The sequence below is a fragment of the Halovivax limisalsi genome, from assembly GCF_023093535.1.
Taxonomy (GTDB): Archaea; Halobacteriota; Halobacteria; order Halobacteriales; family Natrialbaceae; genus Halovivax; species Halovivax limisalsi.
In genome coordinates, this window is record NZ_CP095757.1 from 2,295,296 (window position 1) to 2,317,151 (window position 21,856).

Below are 21,856 nucleotides of genomic sequence, written 5' to 3' on the forward strand. Positions count from 1 at the left end.
CGCGGCGGTGCGGGCATAGCAGCGTTTCGGTCCGGACGCTGAAAACGCGTTCGACCACTTTCGCCGCGGACTCACAACGCTCATACGGGGGCCGTGCCTGGAATCGCTCGATGGATGCTGCCGCCGGTCTTCGGCTGCTCGCACTCCCCGCCGAGATGGCGGCGACGCGGGAACCGGCCGCACTGACCGACGCCCGCACGTACGCCGACCCCGATCTCGTCTTGCTCCCCGGTCCGGACAGACGTCCGCGGGCCGCCGCTCGCGCGCGACGACACTTCGACGTCCCGGTCGTCCACCCGCCTCTCGGCGGCGCGAACGGTGCCGTCTCGGAATACGACATCGGGAGTACCCGATTGGTATCGGTCCAGCGGGCGACCGCGCTGTCGTCGGCTGGCGTCACCCTGGACGGAACGGGTTCGGACGGGACGGATGAATCCGCGATTCTCGTCTGCGACGACGTCGGAATCTCGGTCGACCGGACGACGCTCGATGCGTCGCTCGACCACGCCGATGCGCTCGTCGACCCCGTCCCCGCCGATCGCCGCCACCTGACGGTCCTCACCGGGCGCCTCCCCGCCACCTACGACCGGTGCTGGCTGCTCGATCGCGAGTCCGGCGCCGTCCGCGCCGTCCGCGAACCGGCCGAGGTCCGGGCCGGCGGACGGTCGTCGTCGGACGCGTCGGCCGTCCGGGTCCGCGTTCGCGGCGTCGGCTCGGTCGACAACTACGGTGACAGCGCCACCGTCGTACAGATGGATCTGGCACCCGATACCTCGTCGGGCCGCGACGGTGTCGGCGACCGCGGCGAATCCGACGAACCCTGGCCGATCCGGACCGTCGAACCGATCGGCGCCGACGCGTTCGGGGTTCGCGCCGTCGACGGCGTCGGACCGAAGACCGCGGCGGCGCTGGCCGAACGCGGTGTCCGGAGCAAAGCCGACCTGCTCGAGACGCCGGTCTCCGACCTAACGTCGCTCCCCGGGATCGGCGAAACCGCCGCCCACCGGATGCATCAGCACGCCCGCGTGCTCGAAACCGGCGAGCCGCGTCGGGTGACGGTAGAGCCGCTTCCCGGTGAAACCGACGCCGAGCCGCCGCTGTGTCTCGACATCGAGACGGACGGCCTCTCTCCGACGATCGTCTGGCAGATCGGCGTCTACGATCCCGCGACCGACGACTACCGCGCGTTCGTCGAGCGGTCCGACCCTTCGGACCCTGGGAGGGTCGTCGAATCGTTTCTCGAGTGGGTCCTCGGGACCCAGTCTGACCGAACGCTCCTCACCTGGAACGGCTGGCGGTTCGACTACACACACCTCGAATCCTTCGTCGAGCGATTCGTTCCCTCGTACCGCGAAACCTGGGAGTCGATCGCGAAGCGCGACCTCTACCGGTGGGCCGTCACCGACGGGAACGCCGTGCTCCCCGGGCGCACAAATAAGCTGGCGGCCGTCGCCGACGCGGTGGGATACGAGAGCGAGGGAACCGGGCTGGACGGGGCGACGACGGCGGCTGCCTACTCCCGGTTCATCCGGACGGGCGAGCCGCTCGACTGGGAGCGCCACGAGCGGTACTGCGAGGACGACTGCCGCGCGCTGTGGGCGATCTACGAGGCGCTGGACGGGGCGCCCGTTTTCCGGCGGGGGTCAGAACCATCACCGGCCGGGCAGACCGGCCTGGGTGATTTCTCCTGATGACGCGGAACGACCCGACACCGGCGGCCCCCAGCTCGAATGCACCGAGCGAGCACGACGGTATCCCGATCACCGGCGACGGCGTACTCGAGACGTATCCCGGAACGCCTGGCGAGGCGACCGTCGTCGATATTCCCGCGCGCGAAGCGACGACGGTCCCCGCCCGCGACGTCCTCCGTCCCGCCCTCGCCGGTCCGCTCGATCACGACCTCTACTCCCACCAGGCCGCCGCGCTCGACGCGCTCGATCGGGACGAGAACGTCTGCGTCGCCACGAGCACCGCCTCGGGCAAGACGCTGATCTACGGTCTCCAGATCGCACGGCACTACCTCGACGGGCCGAATTCGGGCGGCGAGGCCCCGGACGCACCCCGGCGCGATTCGACCGCGCTGGTCGTCTATCCGACGAAGGCCCTCTCGCGCGACCAGGAGCGGGAACTGAACGACCTCTACGAGCGGCTCGATCTCGACGTTACCGTCCGCGTCTACGACGGCGACACCGAACGCGGGGAGACGCGCCGCGAAATACGCGAGGGGGCCGACGTGATCATCACCAACTTCGCGGGCGTCAACACCTACCTCCACGATCACGATCGGTGGGCCGGCTTCTACGGCGCGTGCGACCTCGTCGTGATCGACGAGTCCCACACCTACACCGGCGTGCACGGGATGCACGTCGCCTGGACGCTGCGGCGGTTGAAACGGGTGCTCGGCTACTACGGAGCCGATCCCCAGTTCGTCCTGACGAGCGCGACGATCGGGAATCCGGCCGCCCACTCCGAAGCGCTGATCGACGAAGCCGTCACCGTCGTCGACGACGACGGCTCACCGCGCGGGCCGCGCGACCTCGTCCTCTGGAATCCGCCGCGGGCGTCGGCCGCCGACGAGGACGGAGTCCAATCGGACGCGAACGAAGCCGAACCGAGCGCATACGAAGCGGACGATGCGGACGGCGAGCGCGCCGATCGACTTCCGGCCTCCGTCGAAGCTCCGCGGCTCTTCGCCCACCTCACGTACCACGGCGCCCAGACGCTGCTGTTTACCCCTTCGCGGAAACTCGCCGAACTCTCCATCGAACGGGCCGAGAGCGCTCGCGAGCGATGGTCGGGCTACTACACCGATCCCGATCGCGGTGACGATCTCCGCTCGTATCACGCCGGCCACGCGCGCAACTCCCGTCACGCCACTGAACGGGGGTTGAAGACGGGATCGATCGACGGCGTCGCGTCGACGAACGCGCTCGAACTGGGGCTCAACATCGGAGCGATGGACGCGACCGTCCAGCTGGGGTACCCCGGCCAGCGCCAGGCGTTCTGGCAGCAGATCGGTCGCGCCGGCCGCGGGACCGAGCGCGCACTGTCGGTGCTCGTCGCCGACCACCGGACGCTGGACCAGTACGTCGTCTCCAACCCGTCCTATCTCACCGAATCGGACGTCGAGGACGCCGTCGTCGACACGGACAACGACGCCGTCTTCGCCACGCACGTCCGCTGTGCGGCCGACGAACTCGCGCTCGACGAGACGGACGTCGATTCCTTCGCTGGCCGCGAGCGCCTGGCGTCGGCAGTCGAACTCTGGCGCCGGGCGGGCCACTGTTCCGGCCGACTGGAAACCGGCGTCTCCTACGCCGGCCCGCCGCGACCCCAGTCGTCGGTCTCGATGTACGCCACCGCCGGCGAGGAGTACGAGGTTCGCCTCGCCGACGGCGTCGACGCCCGACACGACCCCGAGATGGAGCCCCTCGCCCGCGAGCGCGTGTTCCGCGACTTCCACGAGGGCGCCGTACGACTCCACGAGGGCCGCCAGTACGAGGTCACGGACGTCGTCCACGAGGGGCCCCAGCCCCACGTCGTCGTCCAGCCGGTCGACGTCGAGTACTACACGCGGACGAACCGCGAGGTGACCGTCCTCGACGCCGAGTCCGAGCGCTCGCGGGAGATCGGCGACTTCGTCCTCCACCACGGCACCGGCACGGTTCTCTCGTACTACGGCACGTACGACCAGGTGCGTATCGAGGGCGGGCGGAAGCGCCGGCAGAACGTGCCGACCGGCCTCCCGGCGCTCCCGATGGAGACCCAGCTGTGCTGGCTCGAGGTCCCCGCCGACGTCGAGGCCCGCCTCGTCGATCGCTACGGCGACTTCGAGGTGCCCGAACTCGACGGCGAGTTCGGCGACGGCGCTCACGTCGGCTACGCCGGCGGCTTGCACGCCGCCGAACACGCGACGATCGGCGTCGCGCCGCTCGAACTCATGGTGGACAAACGCGATCTCGGCGGCCTCGCCACCCTCTCGCTGGACGCCCACCTGGCGGCGCCGACGGACGATCCTGCAGCCCCCGACGATACTGCCACCGGAACGTCGGCCCGCGCGCCGGAGTCGATCGCCGCGGCCGAGGCGACGATCCGGTCGCGCGCGGACGACCTCGATCGCCCGCCGGCCAGCGGCTGGTTCATCTACGACGGCGTCGAGGGCGGACTGGGCTTCTCGCGGGCGATCTACGACGAGTTCGAGGCCATCGCCGAGCGCGCCCGCGCGCTGATCGCCGGCTGCGACTGCGGCCGGGTCGACGGCTGTCCGGCCTGCATCATGGACGACCAGTGCGGCAACGACAACCGACCGCTGCACGGCGAGGCGGCGATCGACGTCCTCGACGCGCTGCTCGGACAGGCGTCGACGTCGTCGGAACCGACCGCCGACGAATCCTCGGACGAACGGAGCCGACGACCGACGCTATTTTACTCGTGAACTCGCCGTTCGTCGGCGAGCGTTCCGGGCCGACGGACGAAATTTCAGCGATCGAAACGGTAACGTTTACACCCGCGCCGCCCACCTCCTCAGGTATGAGAGAGATCGTGCTCCTGATCGGGGGCGGTGGCCGCGAACACGCCATCGCTCGCAGCCTCGCCGACAGCGAAGTCGACCTGTACGCCTGCGCGGGCAACCGAAATCCGGGGATCGCGGCGCTTTCCAGCGGGTTCGAGACGCTTGATACCGCCGACACCGACGCGGTCGTCGCGTACGCCGAGTCGATCGACGCGACGATCGCCGTCGTCGGGCCGGAAGGGCCGCTCGCAGCGGGCCTCGTCGACGCGCTGGAGGCCGCCGGGATCTACGCGTTCGGTCCGAAGCAGGCCGCGGCCCGGATCGAGACGGACAAGGCCTTCCAGCGGCGCTTTATGGCCGAGAACGGGATTCCGGGCTGTCCGGACTTCGAAACGTTCGACGATATGGAGGCCGCGTGCGAATTCGTCGACGACTACGACGGCGACCTCGCGATCAAGCCGGCCGGCCTCACGGGCGGCAAGGGCGTGAAGGTCATCGGCGACCAGGTCACCGCCGACGAGGGCAAAGCGTACATTCGCGACTCCGACTACGATCGGATCGTCCTCGAGGAGCGCCTCGTCGGCGAGGAGTTCACGGTCCAGGCGTTCGTCGCCAACGGTTCCGTTCGGACGGCCCCGGCCGTGCAGGATCACAAGCGCGCCTACGAGGGCGACGAGGGGCCGAACACCGGCGGCATGGGAAGCTACTCGGCGCCCGGCACGGACCTGCCGTTCATGGACGACGGCGACTACGACCGCGCCGTCGAGATCATCGACGCGACGGTCGAGGCCCTCGAGGACTACAAGGGGATCCTCTACGGCCAGTTCATGCTCACCGCCGACGGACCGAAGGTCGTCGAGTTCAACGCCCGCTTCGGCGATCCGGAGGCGATGAACACCCTGCCCGTCCTCGAAACCGACTTCCGCGACGTGCTGATCGCCGCCAGAAACGGCGAGGCGCTGCCCGATCTCTCGTTCACCGAGGAAGCCACGGTCTGTAAGTACGCCGTCCCCGAGGGGTATCCGACCGATCCGGAGGCCGGTGCGCGTGTCGAAATTGATGCGGAGAGCGCCGGGGAGGCGTTGCTCTACTACGCCAGCGTCGACGAGCGCGACGACGGCATCTACACGACGACCTCGCGCTCGTTCGCCGTCGTCGGCCGCGCAAACTCGATCGGCGCAGCCGAGTCGATCGCCGAGGACGCGCTGGCCGTCGCCGGCGAGGAGGGACTGCAAGTCCGCCACGACATCGGGACTGACGAACTCGTCCAGCGCCGGATCGACCACATGGCGGAACTGCGCGACGCCTAAGCTGGGCTATCAGGCCGGGAGACAGACGGCGACAAACGGTGTTGGCCGGTTCGGTCCCGGTATCCTTTTGTGGGCTGTGACTGACCGTCGTGACGATGCTGGTCGTTCGATAGGTGGTGTTTGAGGACGCGGTTGCGTTCGTTCACAGTTAGTGATGAGCGTCGCAACCCGAGCGCAGCGCCGCAGGCGAACGAAATTCCGAATACGTGACTGCCACCAATCGAATGACCGAGAACACCACGAATACGGACGATGCGAACGATCGGACAACTGAACACGCTCACACACGACCGCTCTCTCCGCCACGACTCGACGCGATTCGCGAACACACGATCTCGTTCGATATCTCTGACCCGGACGTCGGGATCGACAAGGTGGAATCGCTTCGCGAGCGGCTAGAACCCGCTCGGGTCGTCGGTCTCGGCGAGTCGACACACGGGACGCGCGAATTCTTTCAGCTGAAACACCGCCTGGTGAGACATCTCGTCACCGAGCATGACGTCCGCGCGATCGCTCTCGAATCGAATTTCGCCGAGACGCTCGCGATCGACGAGTACGTCGTCCACGGGACGGGATCGCTCGACCTTGCTCTCGACGGGATCTACTTCTGGACGTGGACCGTCGAATCCGTCCGCGACCTGTTCGAGTGGCTGCGGTCGTTCAATCGTTGTCGCCCGATCGACGATCGTGTACGGGTTTACGGTCTTGACATCCAGTACACTCAAGGCGCCGTCGATTGGCTGGTTTCGTTCTTCGAGGCGGCTGATCCCGGTCTCGACGGACCGGTGTTGGGGGCGCTGGACGCCGTCGGCGACGGCGGAATCGCACCTGCACAGTCTGAACGGTCCGACGCCGGGTTCGATCGCGCGATCGAGACTGTCCGCCGGGTCACGGCTCACGTCGAACGGCATCGAGAGACCTATCGAAAGCGACGAGGCCGCAGGCGAGTCGTCCGCCTGGCCAAGCAACTGTCCGTCCTCGAACGCACGCTCCGGTACCGACGAGCCGTTCGGGCGTGGGATCGAGCGACCGCGCCACGGTCGGCGACCGTCGCACGGCTACTCCAGTACCGGGACCGGGAAATGGCCGACACTGCTGCGTGGGTTCTGGAAGCCACAGACGCCGACCAGCTGGCCATCTGGGCGCACGACGATCACGTGAATCGTGTCCTAACCCGTGACCGCAACTCCGATATCTCCGCCCCATCGATGGGTCGGTACCTCGCCGACCGGTATGGACCGGCGTACGTCGCCGTCGGGTTCGCCTTCGGTCGGGGCTCGTTCCAGGCCGTCGGCCCGCCAGCACCCTCGTCGGCGGCAGCGACGTCAACGGGAGCAGAAGGCGAACACCCCGACGGCGACGAATCGACCATATTGCGTCGCTATAGCCTCGATGCACGGGAGCTCGGCGACGTCGAGGCGATTCTCGACGAACTCGGTGAGTGCGTCACCGTCCTCGACATCCGCGACGCGGCGGCGGACGACCGTCTGGCCGGGTGGCTCGGTACACCGCTCGATCACGTCTCGATCGGTGCCACGTTCGACCCATCGTGCGTCGAGGAGTTCATCGTCTCGGATTGCTACGCCGACGCGTTCGACGTTCTCTGTTACGTCGACCGGACGACGCGGGCCCTGCCGCTCGACGGCGAGTGAGGGGCGCCGTAGTCAGTTTGTCACCTGCCAGCATCCGGCCCGCCGACCCGCGGTTGCTTCCACCTAGGTTCTTAACCGATCGGTTCGACTGACCGGACAGTGACCGCAGATCCCTCCCGTCACGATCGGATCGACCGCCATCCGACGCCAGGGCCCGGCAACTCGCTGTCGGGCTGGCCGCGCGAACGGAATCCGTTCCGGGTGGCGCTCTCGTACGCGATCGTCTGGCTGGTGCGGCTCTCGCCGAGTTTGAAGCTCAAACGATGGCTGCTCCGTCGGCTCGGCGTGACCGTCGGAAAACGGGTCTCCTGGGGGCTCGAAGCCACGCCGGACGTCTTCTGGCCGGAACTGATCACCCTCGAAGACGATGCGCTCGTCGGTTACGACGCCACGATCCTCTGTCACGAGTTCCTGCAGGACGAGTACCGCACCGGCGAGGTCGTCGTCGGCGAGCGCGCCATGATCGGCGCCGGCGCGATCGTCCTCCCCGGCGTCGAGATCGGCCGCGACGCGAGCGTGGCGGCGAACTCGCTCGTCACCAGAGACGTGCCGCCCGGCGCGGTCGTGGCCGGCGTCCCCGCGCGGCCGATGAACGGCGACGAGATTCACGGTGACGAGGCCGAACCCGACGAGCGGTCTGACAGCTGAACGCGATACGATCGGTGAACAGAAATTCGTCTACAGCGCCGACCAGCGCTTTCGCGCGTCGTTCCAGCCGGTCAGGTCGGCGATCCAGCGTGCGGCGATCATCTTCTTCAGGTTGCGCGCCGGGAAGCCGCCGAACGTCCGCACAGGCACGCTGATGCCGAACGCGGGTTTGACGTCGTGGGCGACGGCGCGCTCCCCGACGGAGACGACGGTGCCCTTGTCCTCGTAGCGCCAGGACTGGAGCTTGCGACCCTCGATGGCGCGAGCGATGTTGGTGCCGACGACCTCGGCGGCCTGCCAGGCGGCCTGGGCGGTCGGCGGCGCCGGGGCGTCGTTCTGTTCGACGATCGCCGAGTCCCCGATGGCGAAGACGCGCTCGTCGGAGGTCTGGAACGTCGAGGTCGCCTCGACCCGGTTGTGCTGGTTGTCGAGTTCCGCACCGTCGAGTGCGTCCTGGCCGGTGATGCCGCCCGTCCAGAGGAGGACGTCGTACTCGAGCGGGTCGCCCTCGTCGAAGTGGATCGCGTCCGCGGTCGCCTCGGTGATCGGATCGTCGGTGTGGATCCGGACGTTGGCGTCCTCGAGGCGTTCGCGGAGCGCGCCCTGGATCGACGGATCGTTGCCCGGGAAGATTTCCTCCATCGCCTCGACGATGTGGACGTCGATCGGGGCGCGGTGCTCGTCGCGGAACTCCGCGACCTCGCCGGCGGACTGGATGCCGGAGAGGCCGGCGCCGCCGATGACGATCTGGGCCGGATCGCCTCGCGTGGCCGCCTCGCCGGCCGCCTTGACGGCCTCGTGGATTTCGAGCGCGTCGTCGAGACTCTTGAGCGTGTACGACTCCGCTTCGAGACCGGGAATCCCGTAGAACGCCGTCCGGCTGCCCAGCGCGACCAGGACGTAATCGTAGGAGACGTCCGCCTCGGTCTCGAGTTCGACCACGCGTTCGTCGGTGTCCAGGCCGACGACGCGGTCGTTGACGAAGTTCGTCGTCTCGTCGGCGATCGAGCCGATCGGGATCGTGATGTCGGTCTGGACGGCCGGATCGCGGATGACCCGGTGGACTTCGTGCAGTACCAGGTGGTAGTCGATATCCGAGATCCAGGTGAGCGACGCGTCCCGACCGAGCGACGACTGGAGCGACTTGATCGCCCCGGCTCCGGCGTACCCAGAGCCGAGTACGACGACGTCTGTACTCATGGCCGAACCTCGGGGTAGCTCCAATACAAAGGTGTTGAAACCCCGACCGCCGTGCGTGTAATTCTCACGCGAGAGGGCGAGTGCCGTCCGATCGGCGGGCATCGGTCGTTCGCCACGACGGGCATCGCGACCGGTCGGATCGAACGGAGCACGTCGATCCCGCGACCGAGCCCGCCTACAGGGTGCGTTTGCCGAACGCGCTGGCGACGACTTCGGTGGCGACGGAGGCGGTCTCGTTGGACTCGTCGAGGATCGGATTGACCTCGACGACGTCCATCGATCGCAGCGAGTCGTGTCGGTCGTGGTGATCGGCGACGGTTTCGAGCGCCGAGTGCGCCTCGCGATAGGTGACGCCGCCGCGGACGGGCGTCCCGACGCCGGGGGCGTGGGCCGGATCGAGCCAGTCCAGGTCCAGACTGACGTGGAGGCCGTCGGTCCCGCCGCTCGCCACCTCGAGCGCGTCTTCCACGACGGCCGTGATCCCGCGCTCGTCGATATCGGCCATCGTGAACGCCGAAATGGCGCTCTCGGTGATCGCGTCGCGTTCGCGGTCGTCGACGCTGCGCAGGCCGACGTAGGCGACCGATTCTTCGGCGACGTTCGCCGCGCTGGCCCACTCCATCGACGCGAACTCGTCGTACCCGAGCGCGCCGGCCAGCGGCATGCCGTGGACGTTACCGCTGGGAGATGTCGTCGGCGTGTTGAGGTCCGCGTGGGCGTCGAACCAGATGACGCCGAGGGTCGACTCCCGGGACGCACCCTGCATCGTCCCCATCGAGATCGAGTGATCGCCCCCCAGGACGAGCGGGAACTGTCCGTCCTCGAGCGTCTGGGCGACGCGATCGCCGAGTTGCCGGCAGACGGCCGCCACTTCGTCGATGAACTTCGCGTTCTCGACGTCGTCCGTCCGCCCCTCCGGATCGCGTTCCTCGGCCCGGGGGACGAACAGGTCACCCTCGTCCACTGATTCGACGCCGGCGGCGTCGAGCTGGGCTGCCAGCCCGGCGTACCTGATCGCCGACGGTCCCATGTCGACGCCTCGCCGGTTCGCCCCGAAGTCGACCGGCGCCCCGATGATCCGCACGGTTCGGTTCATGTGCGTCCGTTCGTGAGATTTGACTAAAACGGTACTGCATCGGGCCGACGATCGACCGGATACACCGACGTGGCGACAGGTTTAGGGTCGGTGCGGTCGTCCGTTGGAGCGAATGATGTTGAGCGACGTCATGGAAGATTACCTCAAGGTCATTTACCAGCTAGAACGCGACGGGGACGACCGCGTACGGACGTCCGAAATCGCCGACGAGCTGGACGTGACGTCGCCGACAGTGACCAGCATGGTCGAAAAACTCGAAGATCGCGGCCTGCTCGACCGCGAGAAGTACAGCGGGGTCACGCTGACCGAGGAGGGGGCGACGGTCGCGATCGAGGTCGTCAGACACCACCGACTCCTCGAGGCCTATCTCGCCGAACACCTCGATTACGACTGGGCGGACGTCCACGAGGAAGCCGACCGCCTCGAGCACCACATCAGCGAAAACTTCGAAGCGCGACTCGCTGAGGCGCTCGACGATCCGGCCGTCGACCCGCACGGCTCGCCCATTCCCGGCGCCGACCTCGAACCGCCGACGCCCCCGTCGGGCGAGGTCCTCGCCGCGTTCGACCCCGGCGACGTGGTCGTCGTCGAGGAAGTGGCCGACGACGACCCGGAGATGCTGTGTTATCTCTCCGAACGCGGCGTCGAACCCGGCGTCGAACTGGAGATCACCGAAGTCGCTCCGTTCGGCATGGTCACGGCGCGTCCCGTCGATGGTGATCGCGAACTCTCTCTGCCCGAGGACGTCGCCGGTCGAGTCCGCGTTCGGGAACCCGTCGACGCTCGAACCTGACGGCCCGTCGACCGGTGGTGCCCACGCGACGTATCGACGGACCGCGCTGCCGGAATTGTACGGAGAAGAACGCCGTGACCACGCCACTTAAGGAATTATGCTGCGAATCGGTCGACAATGTCATCGATCGAACTCACGTCCAGCCAGAAGATGATCTTGCGCGCCTTGACGGACTTACACGCGGGGACCGAGGCGGCCATCAAGGGCGAAGATATCGCGGCGCAGGTCGATCGCAATCCGGGGACGATCCGAAACCAGATGCAGAGTCTGAAAGCCCTCCAGCTGGTCGAGGGCGTCCCCGGCCCGAAAGGGGGCTACAAACCGACCGCAAAGGCCTACGAGGCCCTCGGCGTCCAGCAACTCGACGAACCGGCGCCCGTCCCCATCGCGGTCGACGGCGAGCCGATCGACGACGTCGTCGTCGAGGAGATCGACCTCTCGAGCGTCCACCACCCCGACCTCTGCCGGGCCGAGATCCACGTCCAGGGGTCGATCGACGTCGCAGACGGAGATCGCGTTCGCGTCGGCCCGACGCCGCTCTCGAAACTCGTCGTCGACGGCACCCTCGACGGGAAGGACGACACCGACAACGTCCTCATCCTCCGCATCGAGGAGATGATCGCGCCCGCCGAGGAGTCCGACCACTGACGAACGAGGCTGGATCTCTCCGAATCCGCTCTCTCTGAGTATCTCGGTCGGACGGTTCCGCATCTTCGGACTGGACGCCCCGTTCTCCCGTTCGAGTTGGTCCGCCGGTAGCACGGAGATCGTCGATCGACAACGAAGTAGAACGGTACGCGTCGACGGACGGCCCCGTCTACTCCGAATCGGAGCCGTCCGGAGCGAGCGAGAGGACGTCCACGCTCGCGACGGCGTCCTCTGAGTCGACGTCCATCACGGTGACGCCCATCGTGTTTCGCCCGACCGTGGAGATCTCGCCCGCGCGCGTTCGCATGATCTGGCCGCGTTCGCTCATGATGACCAGGTGGTCCTCCGGCGTCACGGCCTTCAGCGCGGTCACCGGACCGTTCCGGTCTTCGGTCTTGATGTCGATGAGACCCTTGCCGTAGCGCGACTGGGTGCGGTACTCGGAGAGGAGCGTTCGCTTGCCGTAGCCGTTCTCGGTGACCGTCAACAGGGCGCGGTCGTCGCCGGCGTCCGTGGCGACGAGCCCGGCGACGGCGTCGCCGTCCTCGAGATCGATGCCGTTGACGCCGCGGGCGTTGCGCCCCATCGCGCGCGCTTCGGTCTCGTCGAAGCGGATGGTCATGCCCCGCTCGGTCCCGATGACGAGGTCTTTCGTGCCGTCGGTCACCTCGACGTCGACGAGCGCGTCGCCCGCCTCGAGCGAGGCGGCGATGATGCCCGTCGTGAGGATGTTGTCGAACTCGTCGCCGCAGGTCCGCTTGACGTAGCCGTTTCGCGTGACCATCGTCACGTACTCGTCGTCGCCGAAGGCGTCCGTGTCGACGATGGCCGTGAGTTCCTCGCCCGGATCGAGGTCGAGGATGTTGACCGCGGACTTGCCCCGGGCCGTCCGGCTCATTTCGGGGATCTCGTAGGCCTTGAGCTGGTAGACCTGGCCCTGATTGGTGAAACAGAGCAGGTAGTCGTGGGTGTTGGCCTGGAAGACGGTCGTCACCCGATCGCCCTCCTTGACGTCGCAGCCGATGATGCCCTTCCCGCCGCGACCCTGCGGGTCGAAGTTCGAGACGGGCATGCGCTTGACGTAATCGTCCTCGGTCATGACGATGAGGACCTCTTCTTCGGGAATGAGATCCTCGTGCGTGACGGTGCCGACGTCCTCGATGATCGAGGTGCGCCGATCGTCATCGTACTCGTCCTTGATCGCCCGGAGCTCGTCCGTGATGACCTCGAGCAACCGCGATTCGTTCTCCAGGATCTCGGTCAGGTGCTCGATTTCGGCCTGGACGTCCTCGTACTCCTCCTTTATCTCGGCGGCCTCCATGTTGGTGAGGCTGCCGAGTTGCATGCGGACGATGTGGGCCGCCTGCATCTCGGAGAAGCCGAACTCGTTCTCGAGGCCGGTGCGGGCCTCGTCGCGGTTCTCGGAATTGCGGATGAGTTCGACCACGTCGTCGATCATGTCGAGCGCCTTGAGCCGCCCTTCGAGGATGTGGGCGCGCTCTTCGGCTTCGGCGAGGTCGTGTTCGGAGCGTCTGCGGACGACCTCGCGGCGGTGGGAGACGTACTCCTCCAGGGTCTCCTTCAGCGTCAGGACCTGCGGTTGCCCGTCGACCAGCGCGAGATTGATGACGCCGAAGGTCTTCTCGAGGTGGTTCTCGAGCAGCCGGTTCTTGACGATCTCCGTGTTCGCGCCGCGCTTGAGTTCGACGACGATCCGGACGCCGTTGCGGTCGGACTCGTCGCGCAGGTCGGAGATCCCCTCGATGACGCCCTCGTTGACGTCGTCGGCGATCCGCTCGACCAGCTTCGCCTTGTTCTGCTGGTAGGGCAGCTCCGTGATGACGATGCGATCGCGATCGGGTTTCCAGTCTTCGACCTCGAACTCCGCGCGGACGCGGATGCGACCGCGGCCGGTCTTGTACGCCGAGTAGATGGCGTCCCGGCCGACGATGTTCGCCCCCGTCGGGAAGTCGGGCCCTTTGACGTGCTCCATCAGGTCCTCGACGGTGGCCTCGGGGTTCTCGATCAACTCGATCGTCGCGTCGATCACCTCGCCGAGGTTGTGCGGCGGGATGTTCGTCGACATGCCGACCGCGATCCCCGACGAGCCGTTGACCAGCAGGTTGGGAAACGCCGAGGGAAGCACCGTCGGTTCCTGCAGGCGATCGTCGTAGTTCGCCTGGAAGTCGATCGTGTCCTTCTCGATGTCGGTCAGCAACTCCTCGGCGATGGGGGCCATCCGGGCCTCCGTGTACCGCGGGGCGGCCGGCGGGTCGCCGTCCATCGACCCGAAGTTGCCCTGGCCGTCGACCAGCGGGTAGCGCATCGAGAAGTCCTGGGCCATCCGCACCAGCGCGTCGTAGATCGGACTGTCGCCGTGGGGGTGGTAGTCACCCATCGTCTCGCCCACCACGGACGAGGACTTGCGGTGACTCGACCCGCTGGTGACGCCCATCTCGTGCATCGCGTACAGAATCCGCCGGTGGACGGGTTTCAGCCCGTCCCGCACGTCCGGCAGGGCCCGTCCCGCGATGACGCTCATCGCGTAGTCGATGTAACTCTGCTCCATCTCGTCTTCGATCCGAACGGTCTCGACCGTCCGGGCGTCGACGTCCGTCGGATCCGGGGCTTCAGAACTCATATCTCAAAATCTTGGGTTCGTTAGCGTTCGGCTCGGTGGCGGCGCTGGCAGTCGTCTCAACTGGTGCGGTAGCGGTAGTTCTCAGGCTGTTCCACCGCGAGCGCGGCCGCCTTGCGGCCGCGCGAGCGGGCCGACGACCGGTGTGGTAGCCGCGCTTCGCGCGGCTGTAACGGAGGGAGGAGTGCTTTTCATCGAAGCTGAGCGGGATCGAAGATCCCGCGATGTCCAAAAGAGCCGTACGGCTCTTTTGAAGATTTTGCCGAGGGCGCGCCGGAGGCGCGCCCGCAGCGCAAAAGTTCGTCATATATCCACCCACTCGGCCTCGGGGGCGTTCTCCTTGATGAACTCCTTGCGCGGGCCGACGGCGTCGCCCATCAGGATCGAGAACATGCGGTCGGCCGCGGCGGCGTCCTCGACGGAGACGCGCTTGAGGATGCGGTTCTCGGGGTTCATCGTCGTGTCCCAGAGCTGCTCGGGGTTCATCTCGCCGAGGCCCTTGAAGCGCTGGACCTGCGAGGGATTGCCGTTGCACTGTTCCTCGACGATCTCGTCGCGCTCGGCGTCGGTCATGGCGTCGTAGGTGTCGCCGCGATACCGGATGCGGTACAGCGGCGGCTGGGTGGCGTAGACGTAACCGTGTTCGAGCAGCGGGCGCATGTGGCGGTAGAAGAACGTCAGCAGCAGGGTGCGGATGTGGGCGCCGTCGACGTCGGCGTCGGTCGCCATGATGATCTTCTTGTACCGGACGTCGTCGATGTCGAACTCGTCGCCGATGCCCGCCCCGATGGCGGTGATCATGTTGCGGATCTCGTCGTTCTCGAGGATGCGATCGAGGCGGTGTTTCTCGACGTTCAGGATCTTGCCTTTGATCGGGAGGATGGCCTGGTAGTCGGGGTTGCGGGCCTGTTTCGCGCTGCCGCCGGCGGAATCGCCCTCCGCGATGAAGAGCTCGGCCTCGTCCGGATCGCGCGTCTGGCAGTCCGCGAGTTTGCCGGGCAGCGCGGTCGAATCCAGCGCGGACTTCCGGCGCGTGAGCTCTTCGGCCTTCTTCGCGGCCTTGCGCGCCTTCGCCGCCTCGACGGCCTTCAGGACGATCGCCTGGGCCGTGTCCGGGTTCTCCTCGAAGTACGTCGCCAGCCCGTCGTGCATCGTGCCCTCGACGATCCCCCGGACCTCGCTGTTGCCGAGTTTGGTCTTCGTCTGGCCCTCGAACTGGGGATCCGGGTGCTTGACGGAGATGACGGCGGTCAGTCCCTCTCGGATGTCCTCGCCCTTGAGGTTCTCGTCGAGGTCCGAGAGGAGGTCGTTCTCGTTCGCGTAGTCGTTGACGACGCGAGTCAGCGCCGTTTTGAACCCGGTGAGGTGCGTCCCGCCCTCTCGCGTGTTGATGTTGTTGGCGAAGGCGTGGATCGACCCCTGGAGTTCCTCGGTCGCCTGCATGGCGACTTCGACGTGGATGTTCTGCTCTTCGCCGGTGAAGTAGACCACGTCGCGGTGTAGCGGCGATCGCGTCTCGTTGATGTACTCGACGAACTCGCGGATGCCGCCCTCGTACTGGAAGGTCTCCTGGAGGATGACACCCTCGTCGTCGACCTCGCGTTCGTCCCGCAGCGTGATCGCGACGCCGGAGTTGAGAAACGCGAGTTCGCGAAGCCGATTCGAGAGGGTGGCGTAGGAGAACTCGAGCGTCTCGAAGATCTCGTCGTCGGGCCAGAAGCGGATGGCGGTCCCGGTCTCGTCAGTTTCGTCGGGGTCGGCGACGCGCTCCATGTCGCCGTCGGGTTCGCCGCGGTCGAAGGCGTGCTCGTAGACGCCGCCGTCGCGGGTGACGGTCACCTCGAGGCGCTCGGAGAGGGCGTTGACGACGGAGACGCCGACGCCGTGGAGGCCGCCGGAGACCTGGTAGGACTTGCTGTCGAACTTCCCGCCGGCGTGGAGGACGGTGAGGATGACCTCCAGAGCCGGGCGTTCGTACTCCTCGTGCGTGTCGACGGGGATCCCGCGGCCGTCGTCGACCACGCTGACGGAGTCGTCCTCGTGGATCGTGACGGTGATCTCCTCGCAGTGGCCCGCGAGCGCCTCGTCGATGGAGTTGTCCACGACCTCGTAGACCAGATGGTGGAGTCCGCGTGAGTCGGTAGAGCCGATGTACATCGCCGGCCGCTTCCGCACGGCCTCCAGCCCCTCGAGGACCTGGATTTGGCCGGCGCCGTACTCGCGTTCCTGTGACATGGAAAACCTGTCTTCGGGTAGCGCCTGCCCATTAATAAAGGTCACGTACGCGCGCGAGCGCGAACCAACGACAAAAATCCCTCTCCCGAGCTGGCCCCTCGGCTGGTGGGTGTCTGGCACGGCGGAATCGAGTGCGATTTCTCGGTCAGAGCGAACGCCCGTACCGCGTCCAATCGGCCTGCGAGGTAGCCGTCTCCTCCACCGAACCGGACTCGAGTAGCACGCCGTTCGATTCGAAGCCCCGACAAACCGCACGACTGGAGTCGGCCGCTCCACTTTCACCGGGCTAACGGGAACGTTTTAAGGCCGCCACTGTTACGGATTTCCTAATGACGTCGTTCCAGTCGTCGCTCGGCGACGAATCCGCGATCGCCGAAGAGCTGGCCGAGAGCCAGCAGGCGATCTCGATCGCCGAGTTCTTCGAGAAGAACAAGCACATGCTCGGCTTCGACAGCGGGGCGCGGGGCCTCGTGACGGCCGTCAAGGAGGCCGTCGACAACGCCCTCGACGCCGCCGAGGAGGCGGGCATCCTCCCGGATATCTACGTCGAGATCCAGGACGAGGGCCAGTACTACCGGCTGATCGTCGAGGACAACGGCCCGGGAATCACGAAGGAGTCGCTGCCGAAAGTCTTCGGGAAACTCCTCTACGGTTCGCGCTTTCACGTTCGCGAGCAAAACCGCGGCCAGCAGGGGATCGGCATCTCCGCGGCCGTCCTCTACTCGCAGCTGACGAGCGGCAAACCGGCGAAGATCACCAGCCGGACGCAGGGCTCGCCCGACGCCCAGTACTACGAGCTCATCGTCGACACCGACGAGAACGAACCCGAGATCAGCGTCGATCGGGAGACGACCTGGGATCGCCCCCACGGGACGCGCATCGAACTGGAGATGGAGGCGAACATGCGCGCCCGGAGCCAGCTCCACGACTACATCAAGCACACCGCGGTCGTCAACCCCCACGCCCGCATCGAGCTGGTCGAACCGAACGACCACTTCAAGTTCGAGCGCGCGACGGACCAGCTCCCCGAGGAGACCGAGGAGATCCGACCGCACCCCCACGGGGTCGAACTCGGCACCGTCATCAAGATGCTCGACGGGACGGACTCGCACTCGATCTCGGGATTCCTCCAGAACGAGTTCACCCGCGTCGGGAAGAAGACCGCCGAGTCGGTCATCGACAACTTCCGGGATCGCCACTACGGCCGGGAGATGAGCTGGTCGGCGCCCGTCTCCGGCGAGGACGTCGACGTCGCTGGAGCCGTCACCGACGCGACGGCGAACAAGGGCGCCCAGGCCACAGCGGACTTCGCCACGGCCGTCGCCGCGGCGATCGACGACGTCGATCGCGTCGCCCACCACGACGTCGAGCGGATCGTCGACGACGTCGCCGACGGCGTCGAGGACGACCACGGGACGACGTTCGGCGTCACGGTTCGAGAGAACGCCGTCGAAGCTGCCTGGACGGAACTGGTGCCGATCGCCGACCCTGACGGGGACGAGGAGGGCGCCGCCGAGGACGGACGGATCGCCGCCGATCTCTATCGGCTGGTCGACGGGGCGACGAGTTCACGGAAGGACGACGCCGTCCTCGACGCGTTCGCCTCGCGGCTCGCGGGCAAGTTCGCCGACGAGGACGACCCACGCCACCGGCTGAACCGGACGCGGCTCCGGTCCCACGTCGATCGCGCCGCCGACATGACCGAGGAGCGCGACGACGCGAGTTTCGGCGACACCGCCCGCGAGAACGTCACCGACGCACTCTGGGACCGGATGCGGACGGTCCCCGACGACCCCCCGCTGGTTCGCGAACTCACCGACGACCGGGACGCCTCGAGCGACCTCGTGGAGGCGATGCGCGAGACCGACATCATGGCGCCGCCGACGCGGTGTCTCTCACCGATCACGGACGACCTCATCGAGGCGGGGCTCAAGAAGGAGTTCGACGCGGACTTCTACGCCGCGGCCACGCGCGACGCGGGCGTCTCCGCCGGCGATCCGTTCATCGTCGAGGCCGGGATCGCCTACGGCGGCGAACTCGAGGCCGAGGGTACTGCCGACGTCCTCCGCTTTGCGAACCGCGTTCCGCTGGTCTACCAGCGCGGCGCGTGTGCGACGACCGACGTCGTCAAGTCCATCGGCTGGCGCAACTACGGCCTCGACCAGCCGGGCGGCTCCGGCCTGCCGAACGGGCCGGCGGTGATCATGGTCCACGTGGCCTCGACGAACGTGCCCTTCACGAGCGAGTCGAAGGACGCGGTCGCGAACGTACCCGAGATCGAAGACGAGATCGAACTGGCGATCCGCGAGGCCGCGCGCGAGCTCAAACGCTACCTGAACAAACGCCGCTCGATGCAACAGCGCCGCGAGAAGCGCAACAAACTCGGGACCATCCTTCCGGAGATGGCCGAAAAGCTCGCGACCGTCACCGGGCGAGAACCGCTCGATATCGACGATTCCATCGCGCGAATCATGAACAACGTGCTCGTCGAACGCTCCGTCGAGGGCGGGTCGGTCACGATCACGGTCGAAAACAACTCGTCGTCGAACGCCGACGTCGAACTGACCGATATCGTCACCGCCGAACCCCGGAAGACCAACGGCGCGCAGGTGATCGAGATGGACGGGGAGTGGTTCGTCAAGTGGTCCGAGACCGTGAGTTCGGGAGACGAAGCGACGTTCGAGTACGACGTCGACGGCGAGGCCGAGTTCGATCTCGACGTGTCGGGCATCGAGGAGGAACTGCTGACGGTGGACGCATAATCATGAGCACGGATTCTACGTTGAACGAGGAGGAAGCGCGCGAACAGCTACTGGATCTGGCTGCGGACTTCTACGACCAGTTCGCGGCGGGCGACGTTCCAAAGATGCAGATCCCGACCCGGACCAAGTCGAACATCGAGTACGACGAGGAGAAGGACGTCTGGGTCTACGGCGACCGCAGCAGCACGCGAAGTGCGAAGTCGGTTTCGGGCGCCCAGAAACTACTCAAGGCGACCTACACCATCGATTTCCTCGCCGAACAGCTCGATCAAGATCGCTCGTCCACCCTGCGTGAGCTGTACTACCTCTCCGAGTCCTGGGATCTCGACGAGGCGCAGTTCAACACGCAGGACGAGTCGAACAACCTCATCGAGGACTTAGAGATCGTCAGCGAGGTCAAGCGCGAGGACTTCCACATGCGCCCGGAGGAGTCCGGTGCGAAGGTAATGGGGCCGCTCCTCCTCAGGGAGCAGACCCGACGCGGCGACCGCGAGATCCACTGCCAGAAGGACGTCGGCCAGGGCGGGTACCAGATCCCGAACAATCCGGATACGATCGAGTTCCTCGACAACGAGGCGGAGTTCGTCCTCGCCGTCGAGACCGGCGGCATGCGGGATCGGCTCGTCGAGAACGGGTTCGACGACGAGTACGACTGTATCGTCGTCCACCTGGGCGGACAGCCGGCTCGGGCGACGCGCCGGTTGACCAAGCGCATGCACGACGAACTCGGCCTTCCGGTCACCGTCTTCACTGACGGTGACCCGTGGTCCTACCGGATCTTCGGCTCCGTCGCCTACGGATCGATCAAGTCCGCCCACCTCTCCGAGTACCTCGCGACGCCCGAAGCGCAGTTCATCGGCATCCAGCCGGCCGACATCGTCGAGTACGACCTGCCGACGGATCCGCTCAGCGACTCGGACGTCAACGCACTCGAGAGCGAACTCGAGGATCCGCGGTTCCAGACCGACTACTGGGAGGAGCAGATCGAACTCCAACTCGAGATCGAGAAGAAGTCCGAACAGCAGTCGCTGGCCGCGCGCGGGCTCGACTTCGTCACCGACACCTACCTGCCGACTCGCCTCGAGGAGATGGGCGTCTTCTAGGCGAGCGGGTCGCTCGTCGACCGGCCGTCGTCGGCGGTCGCCGACGTCCAGTGCAACATCCTTTTGCCGGGTTCCGTCGAATCTCCAGTAATGAGTTCTCGACTGGCCCGGGTTCGCGCAGCGCTCGTCGCCATCGGCGTGGTGCTCGCCGTCGCGGTCGTATTTACGGTATTTATCGTCGCCCTCGGGGGCGGCGTCGGATTCGTCTGGGGAACGATCTTCGGCGGCGGCGGGGCCGGGCAGGCGGGGCCGACGATCGAGTTCGCGACGACGCTCGAGGGTGACCAACTCACGATCCGGCACGCGGGCGGTAATACGGTCGACCCGGCGGACGTCGTCCTCCAGGTCGACGGAGAACGTCGCGGGACCTGGGCCGACCACGGCGACTCGTCGACCGTCGCCGAGGGGTCGTCGATCACGCTCGACGGCGTCGCGTCCGGCGACCGGCTTCGGATCACGTGGGGCGGCGGCGACGAGCCGTTCGTCCTCGAAGAGACGACGGTCTGATCGACGGCGTGACGGAGTACGTGACTCGGCCAAACCGCCCCTGACTGCCATCAGTCGTCGAGCGCGACCGGAATCCCGGACGTCCCGACGTCCGTCAGGAATGCGACCGCGTCGGTTTCGATCGCGTCGAACGTGTCGTAGTGAACCGGCACGACGAGGTCGGGCTGGATCGCCCGGGCCAGCTCCGCCGCCTCGTGACGATCCATCGTGAAGCGCCCGCCGATCGGCGGACAGAGGACGTCCGCGTCGATCGTCTCGAGCGCGGGGAGAGCGTCCGTGTCGCCCGGCCAGAAGACGGTGACGCCGTCGATCGTGACGCCGAACCCGCAGCCCGACCCCTCCGGGTGATAGGGCGTCCCGTCGTCGCGCGCGTGGGGCCCGTCGGGTCGGTTGTACGCCGGCGTCGTAAACAGGTCGAGCGGTCCGAGTGCGAACGCCGCGTCGCTCGCGACGCGCTCGACGTCGTAGGGAAGGGCCGACGGTTGGCGAGAGACCCGATCGATCGCATCCGCGTCGATGGCCTCGTGGACGACGACGATGGCGTCGTCGCGGGCGACGCGTTCGATGCCGTCCGGATCGTAGTGGTCGTCGTGACTGACCAGGACGAGATCACCGTCTTCGGGCCGGTGTCCGTCGAGGACGCCGTACCGTCCCGGGTCGACGTAGACGGTGACGCCGGTCCGGCCGCGGAGGCGGATGGTGGCGTAGCCGAGCCAGTCGAGAACGATCGATCGATGAGAGACGGGCATCG

15 protein-coding genes are annotated in these 21,856 nt (G+C 66.9%); 10 read left to right on the forward strand and 5 right to left on the reverse strand.

Annotation, left to right across the window (positions count from 1 at the left end; translation table 11 throughout):
- Positions 1-110 precede the first annotated feature (110 nt).
- The 5 genes from MXA07_RS10490 to MXA07_RS10510 all read left to right on the forward strand — a co-directional run bounded on the left by MXA07_RS10490 (position 111) and on the right by MXA07_RS10510 (position 8,123).
- Entirely contained in the window at positions 111-1,691 is a 1,581-nt protein-coding gene (locus MXA07_RS10490) for a ribonuclease H-like domain-containing protein (protein ID WP_247728553.1), read from the forward strand.
- The gene (locus MXA07_RS10495; protein ID WP_247728554.1) at positions 1,691-4,435 is read left to right on the forward strand and encodes a DEAD/DEAH box helicase; all 2,745 of its coding nucleotides are present in this window, start codon (positions 1,691-1,693) and stop codon (positions 4,433-4,435) included. The genes MXA07_RS10490 and MXA07_RS10495 overlap by 1 nt, the downstream gene beginning before the upstream one ends.
- Positions 4,436-4,530: 95 nt before the next feature.
- Positions 4,531-5,823 carry a phosphoribosylamine--glycine ligase gene (gene purD / locus MXA07_RS10500; protein WP_247728555.1) on the forward strand — a complete coding sequence of 431 codons (1,293 nt, stop codon included), beginning with the start codon at positions 4,531-4,533 and terminating at the stop codon, positions 5,821-5,823.
- Positions 5,824-6,047: 224 nt separating this feature from the next.
- Positions 6,048-7,475: an erythromycin esterase family protein gene (locus tag MXA07_RS10505; RefSeq protein ID WP_247728556.1), complete on the forward strand. Its 1,428-nt coding sequence runs from the start codon at positions 6,048-6,050 to the stop codon at positions 7,473-7,475.
- A 99-nt stretch (positions 7,476-7,574) separates the two neighbouring features.
- Positions 7,575-8,123: an acyltransferase gene (locus tag MXA07_RS10510; RefSeq protein ID WP_247728557.1), complete on the forward strand. Its 549-nt coding sequence runs from the start codon at positions 7,575-7,577 to the stop codon at positions 8,121-8,123.
- A 30-nt stretch (positions 8,124-8,153) separates the two neighbouring features.
- Here the strand turns inward: MXA07_RS10510 and MXA07_RS10515 are convergent, their stop codons facing one another.
- Both MXA07_RS10515 and rocF read right to left on the reverse strand, forming a co-directional pair.
- Complete coding sequence (locus MXA07_RS10515; RefSeq protein ID WP_247728558.1) at positions 8,154-9,323, reverse strand: NAD(P)/FAD-dependent oxidoreductase; 1,170 nt, start codon at positions 9,321-9,323, stop codon at positions 8,154-8,156.
- A gap of 175 nt (positions 9,324-9,498) precedes the next feature.
- On the reverse strand, positions 9,499-10,419 hold the full coding sequence (gene rocF / locus MXA07_RS10520) for an arginase (protein ID WP_247728559.1): 921 nt from the start codon (positions 10,417-10,419) through the stop codon (positions 9,499-9,501).
- 112 nt (positions 10,420-10,531) lie between these two features.
- On the opposite strand from rocF, the gene MXA07_RS10525 reads away from it, so the two are divergent.
- Both MXA07_RS10525 and MXA07_RS10530 read left to right on the forward strand, forming a co-directional pair.
- Positions 10,532-11,212, forward strand: a complete 681-nt coding sequence (locus MXA07_RS10525) for a metal-dependent transcriptional regulator (RefSeq protein WP_247728560.1) — start codon at positions 10,532-10,534, stop codon at positions 11,210-11,212.
- Between the two features lie 117 nt (positions 11,213-11,329).
- Positions 11,330-11,860, forward strand: coding sequence for an Rrf2 family transcriptional regulator (locus tag MXA07_RS10530; protein WP_247728561.1), 531 nt, complete (start codon positions 11,330-11,332; stop codon positions 11,858-11,860).
- A gap of 169 nt (positions 11,861-12,029) precedes the next feature.
- On the opposite strand, the gene gyrA is transcribed toward MXA07_RS10530, so the two are convergent.
- Together gyrA and gyrB are read right to left on the reverse strand one after the other, a co-directional pair.
- Entirely contained in the window at positions 12,030-14,501 is a 2,472-nt protein-coding gene (gene gyrA, locus MXA07_RS10535) for a DNA gyrase subunit A (protein WP_247728562.1), read from the reverse strand.
- 300 nt (positions 14,502-14,801) lie between these two features.
- The gene (gyrB, locus tag MXA07_RS10540) at positions 14,802-16,733 is read right to left on the reverse strand and encodes a DNA topoisomerase (ATP-hydrolyzing) subunit B (protein ID WP_247728563.1); all 1,932 of its coding nucleotides are present in this window, start codon (positions 16,731-16,733) and stop codon (positions 14,802-14,804) included.
- A 329-nt stretch (positions 16,734-17,062) separates the two neighbouring features.
- On the opposite strand from gyrB, the gene MXA07_RS10545 reads away from it, so the two are divergent.
- The 3 genes from MXA07_RS10545 to MXA07_RS10555 all read left to right on the forward strand — a co-directional run bounded on the left by MXA07_RS10545 (position 17,063) and on the right by MXA07_RS10555 (position 21,105).
- Positions 17,063-19,495, forward strand: a complete 2,433-nt coding sequence (locus MXA07_RS10545) for a DNA topoisomerase VI subunit B (RefSeq protein WP_247728564.1) — start codon at positions 17,063-17,065, stop codon at positions 19,493-19,495.
- A 2-nt stretch (positions 19,496-19,497) separates the two neighbouring features.
- The gene (locus MXA07_RS10550) at positions 19,498-20,598 is read left to right on the forward strand and encodes a DNA topoisomerase IV subunit A (protein ID WP_247728565.1); all 1,101 of its coding nucleotides are present in this window, start codon (positions 19,498-19,500) and stop codon (positions 20,596-20,598) included.
- Between the two features lie 90 nt (positions 20,599-20,688).
- Positions 20,689-21,105, forward strand: a complete 417-nt coding sequence (locus tag MXA07_RS10555; protein ID WP_247728566.1) for a type IV pilin — start codon at positions 20,689-20,691, stop codon at positions 21,103-21,105.
- 50 nt (positions 21,106-21,155) lie between these two features.
- Here MXA07_RS10555 and MXA07_RS10560 read toward each other — a convergent pair whose 3' ends face one another.
- Positions 21,156-21,854 carry an MBL fold metallo-hydrolase gene (locus tag MXA07_RS10560; protein WP_247728567.1) on the reverse strand — a complete coding sequence of 233 codons (699 nt, stop codon included), beginning with the start codon at positions 21,852-21,854 and terminating at the stop codon, positions 21,156-21,158.
- Between the last annotated feature and the right edge of the window lie 2 nt (positions 21,855-21,856).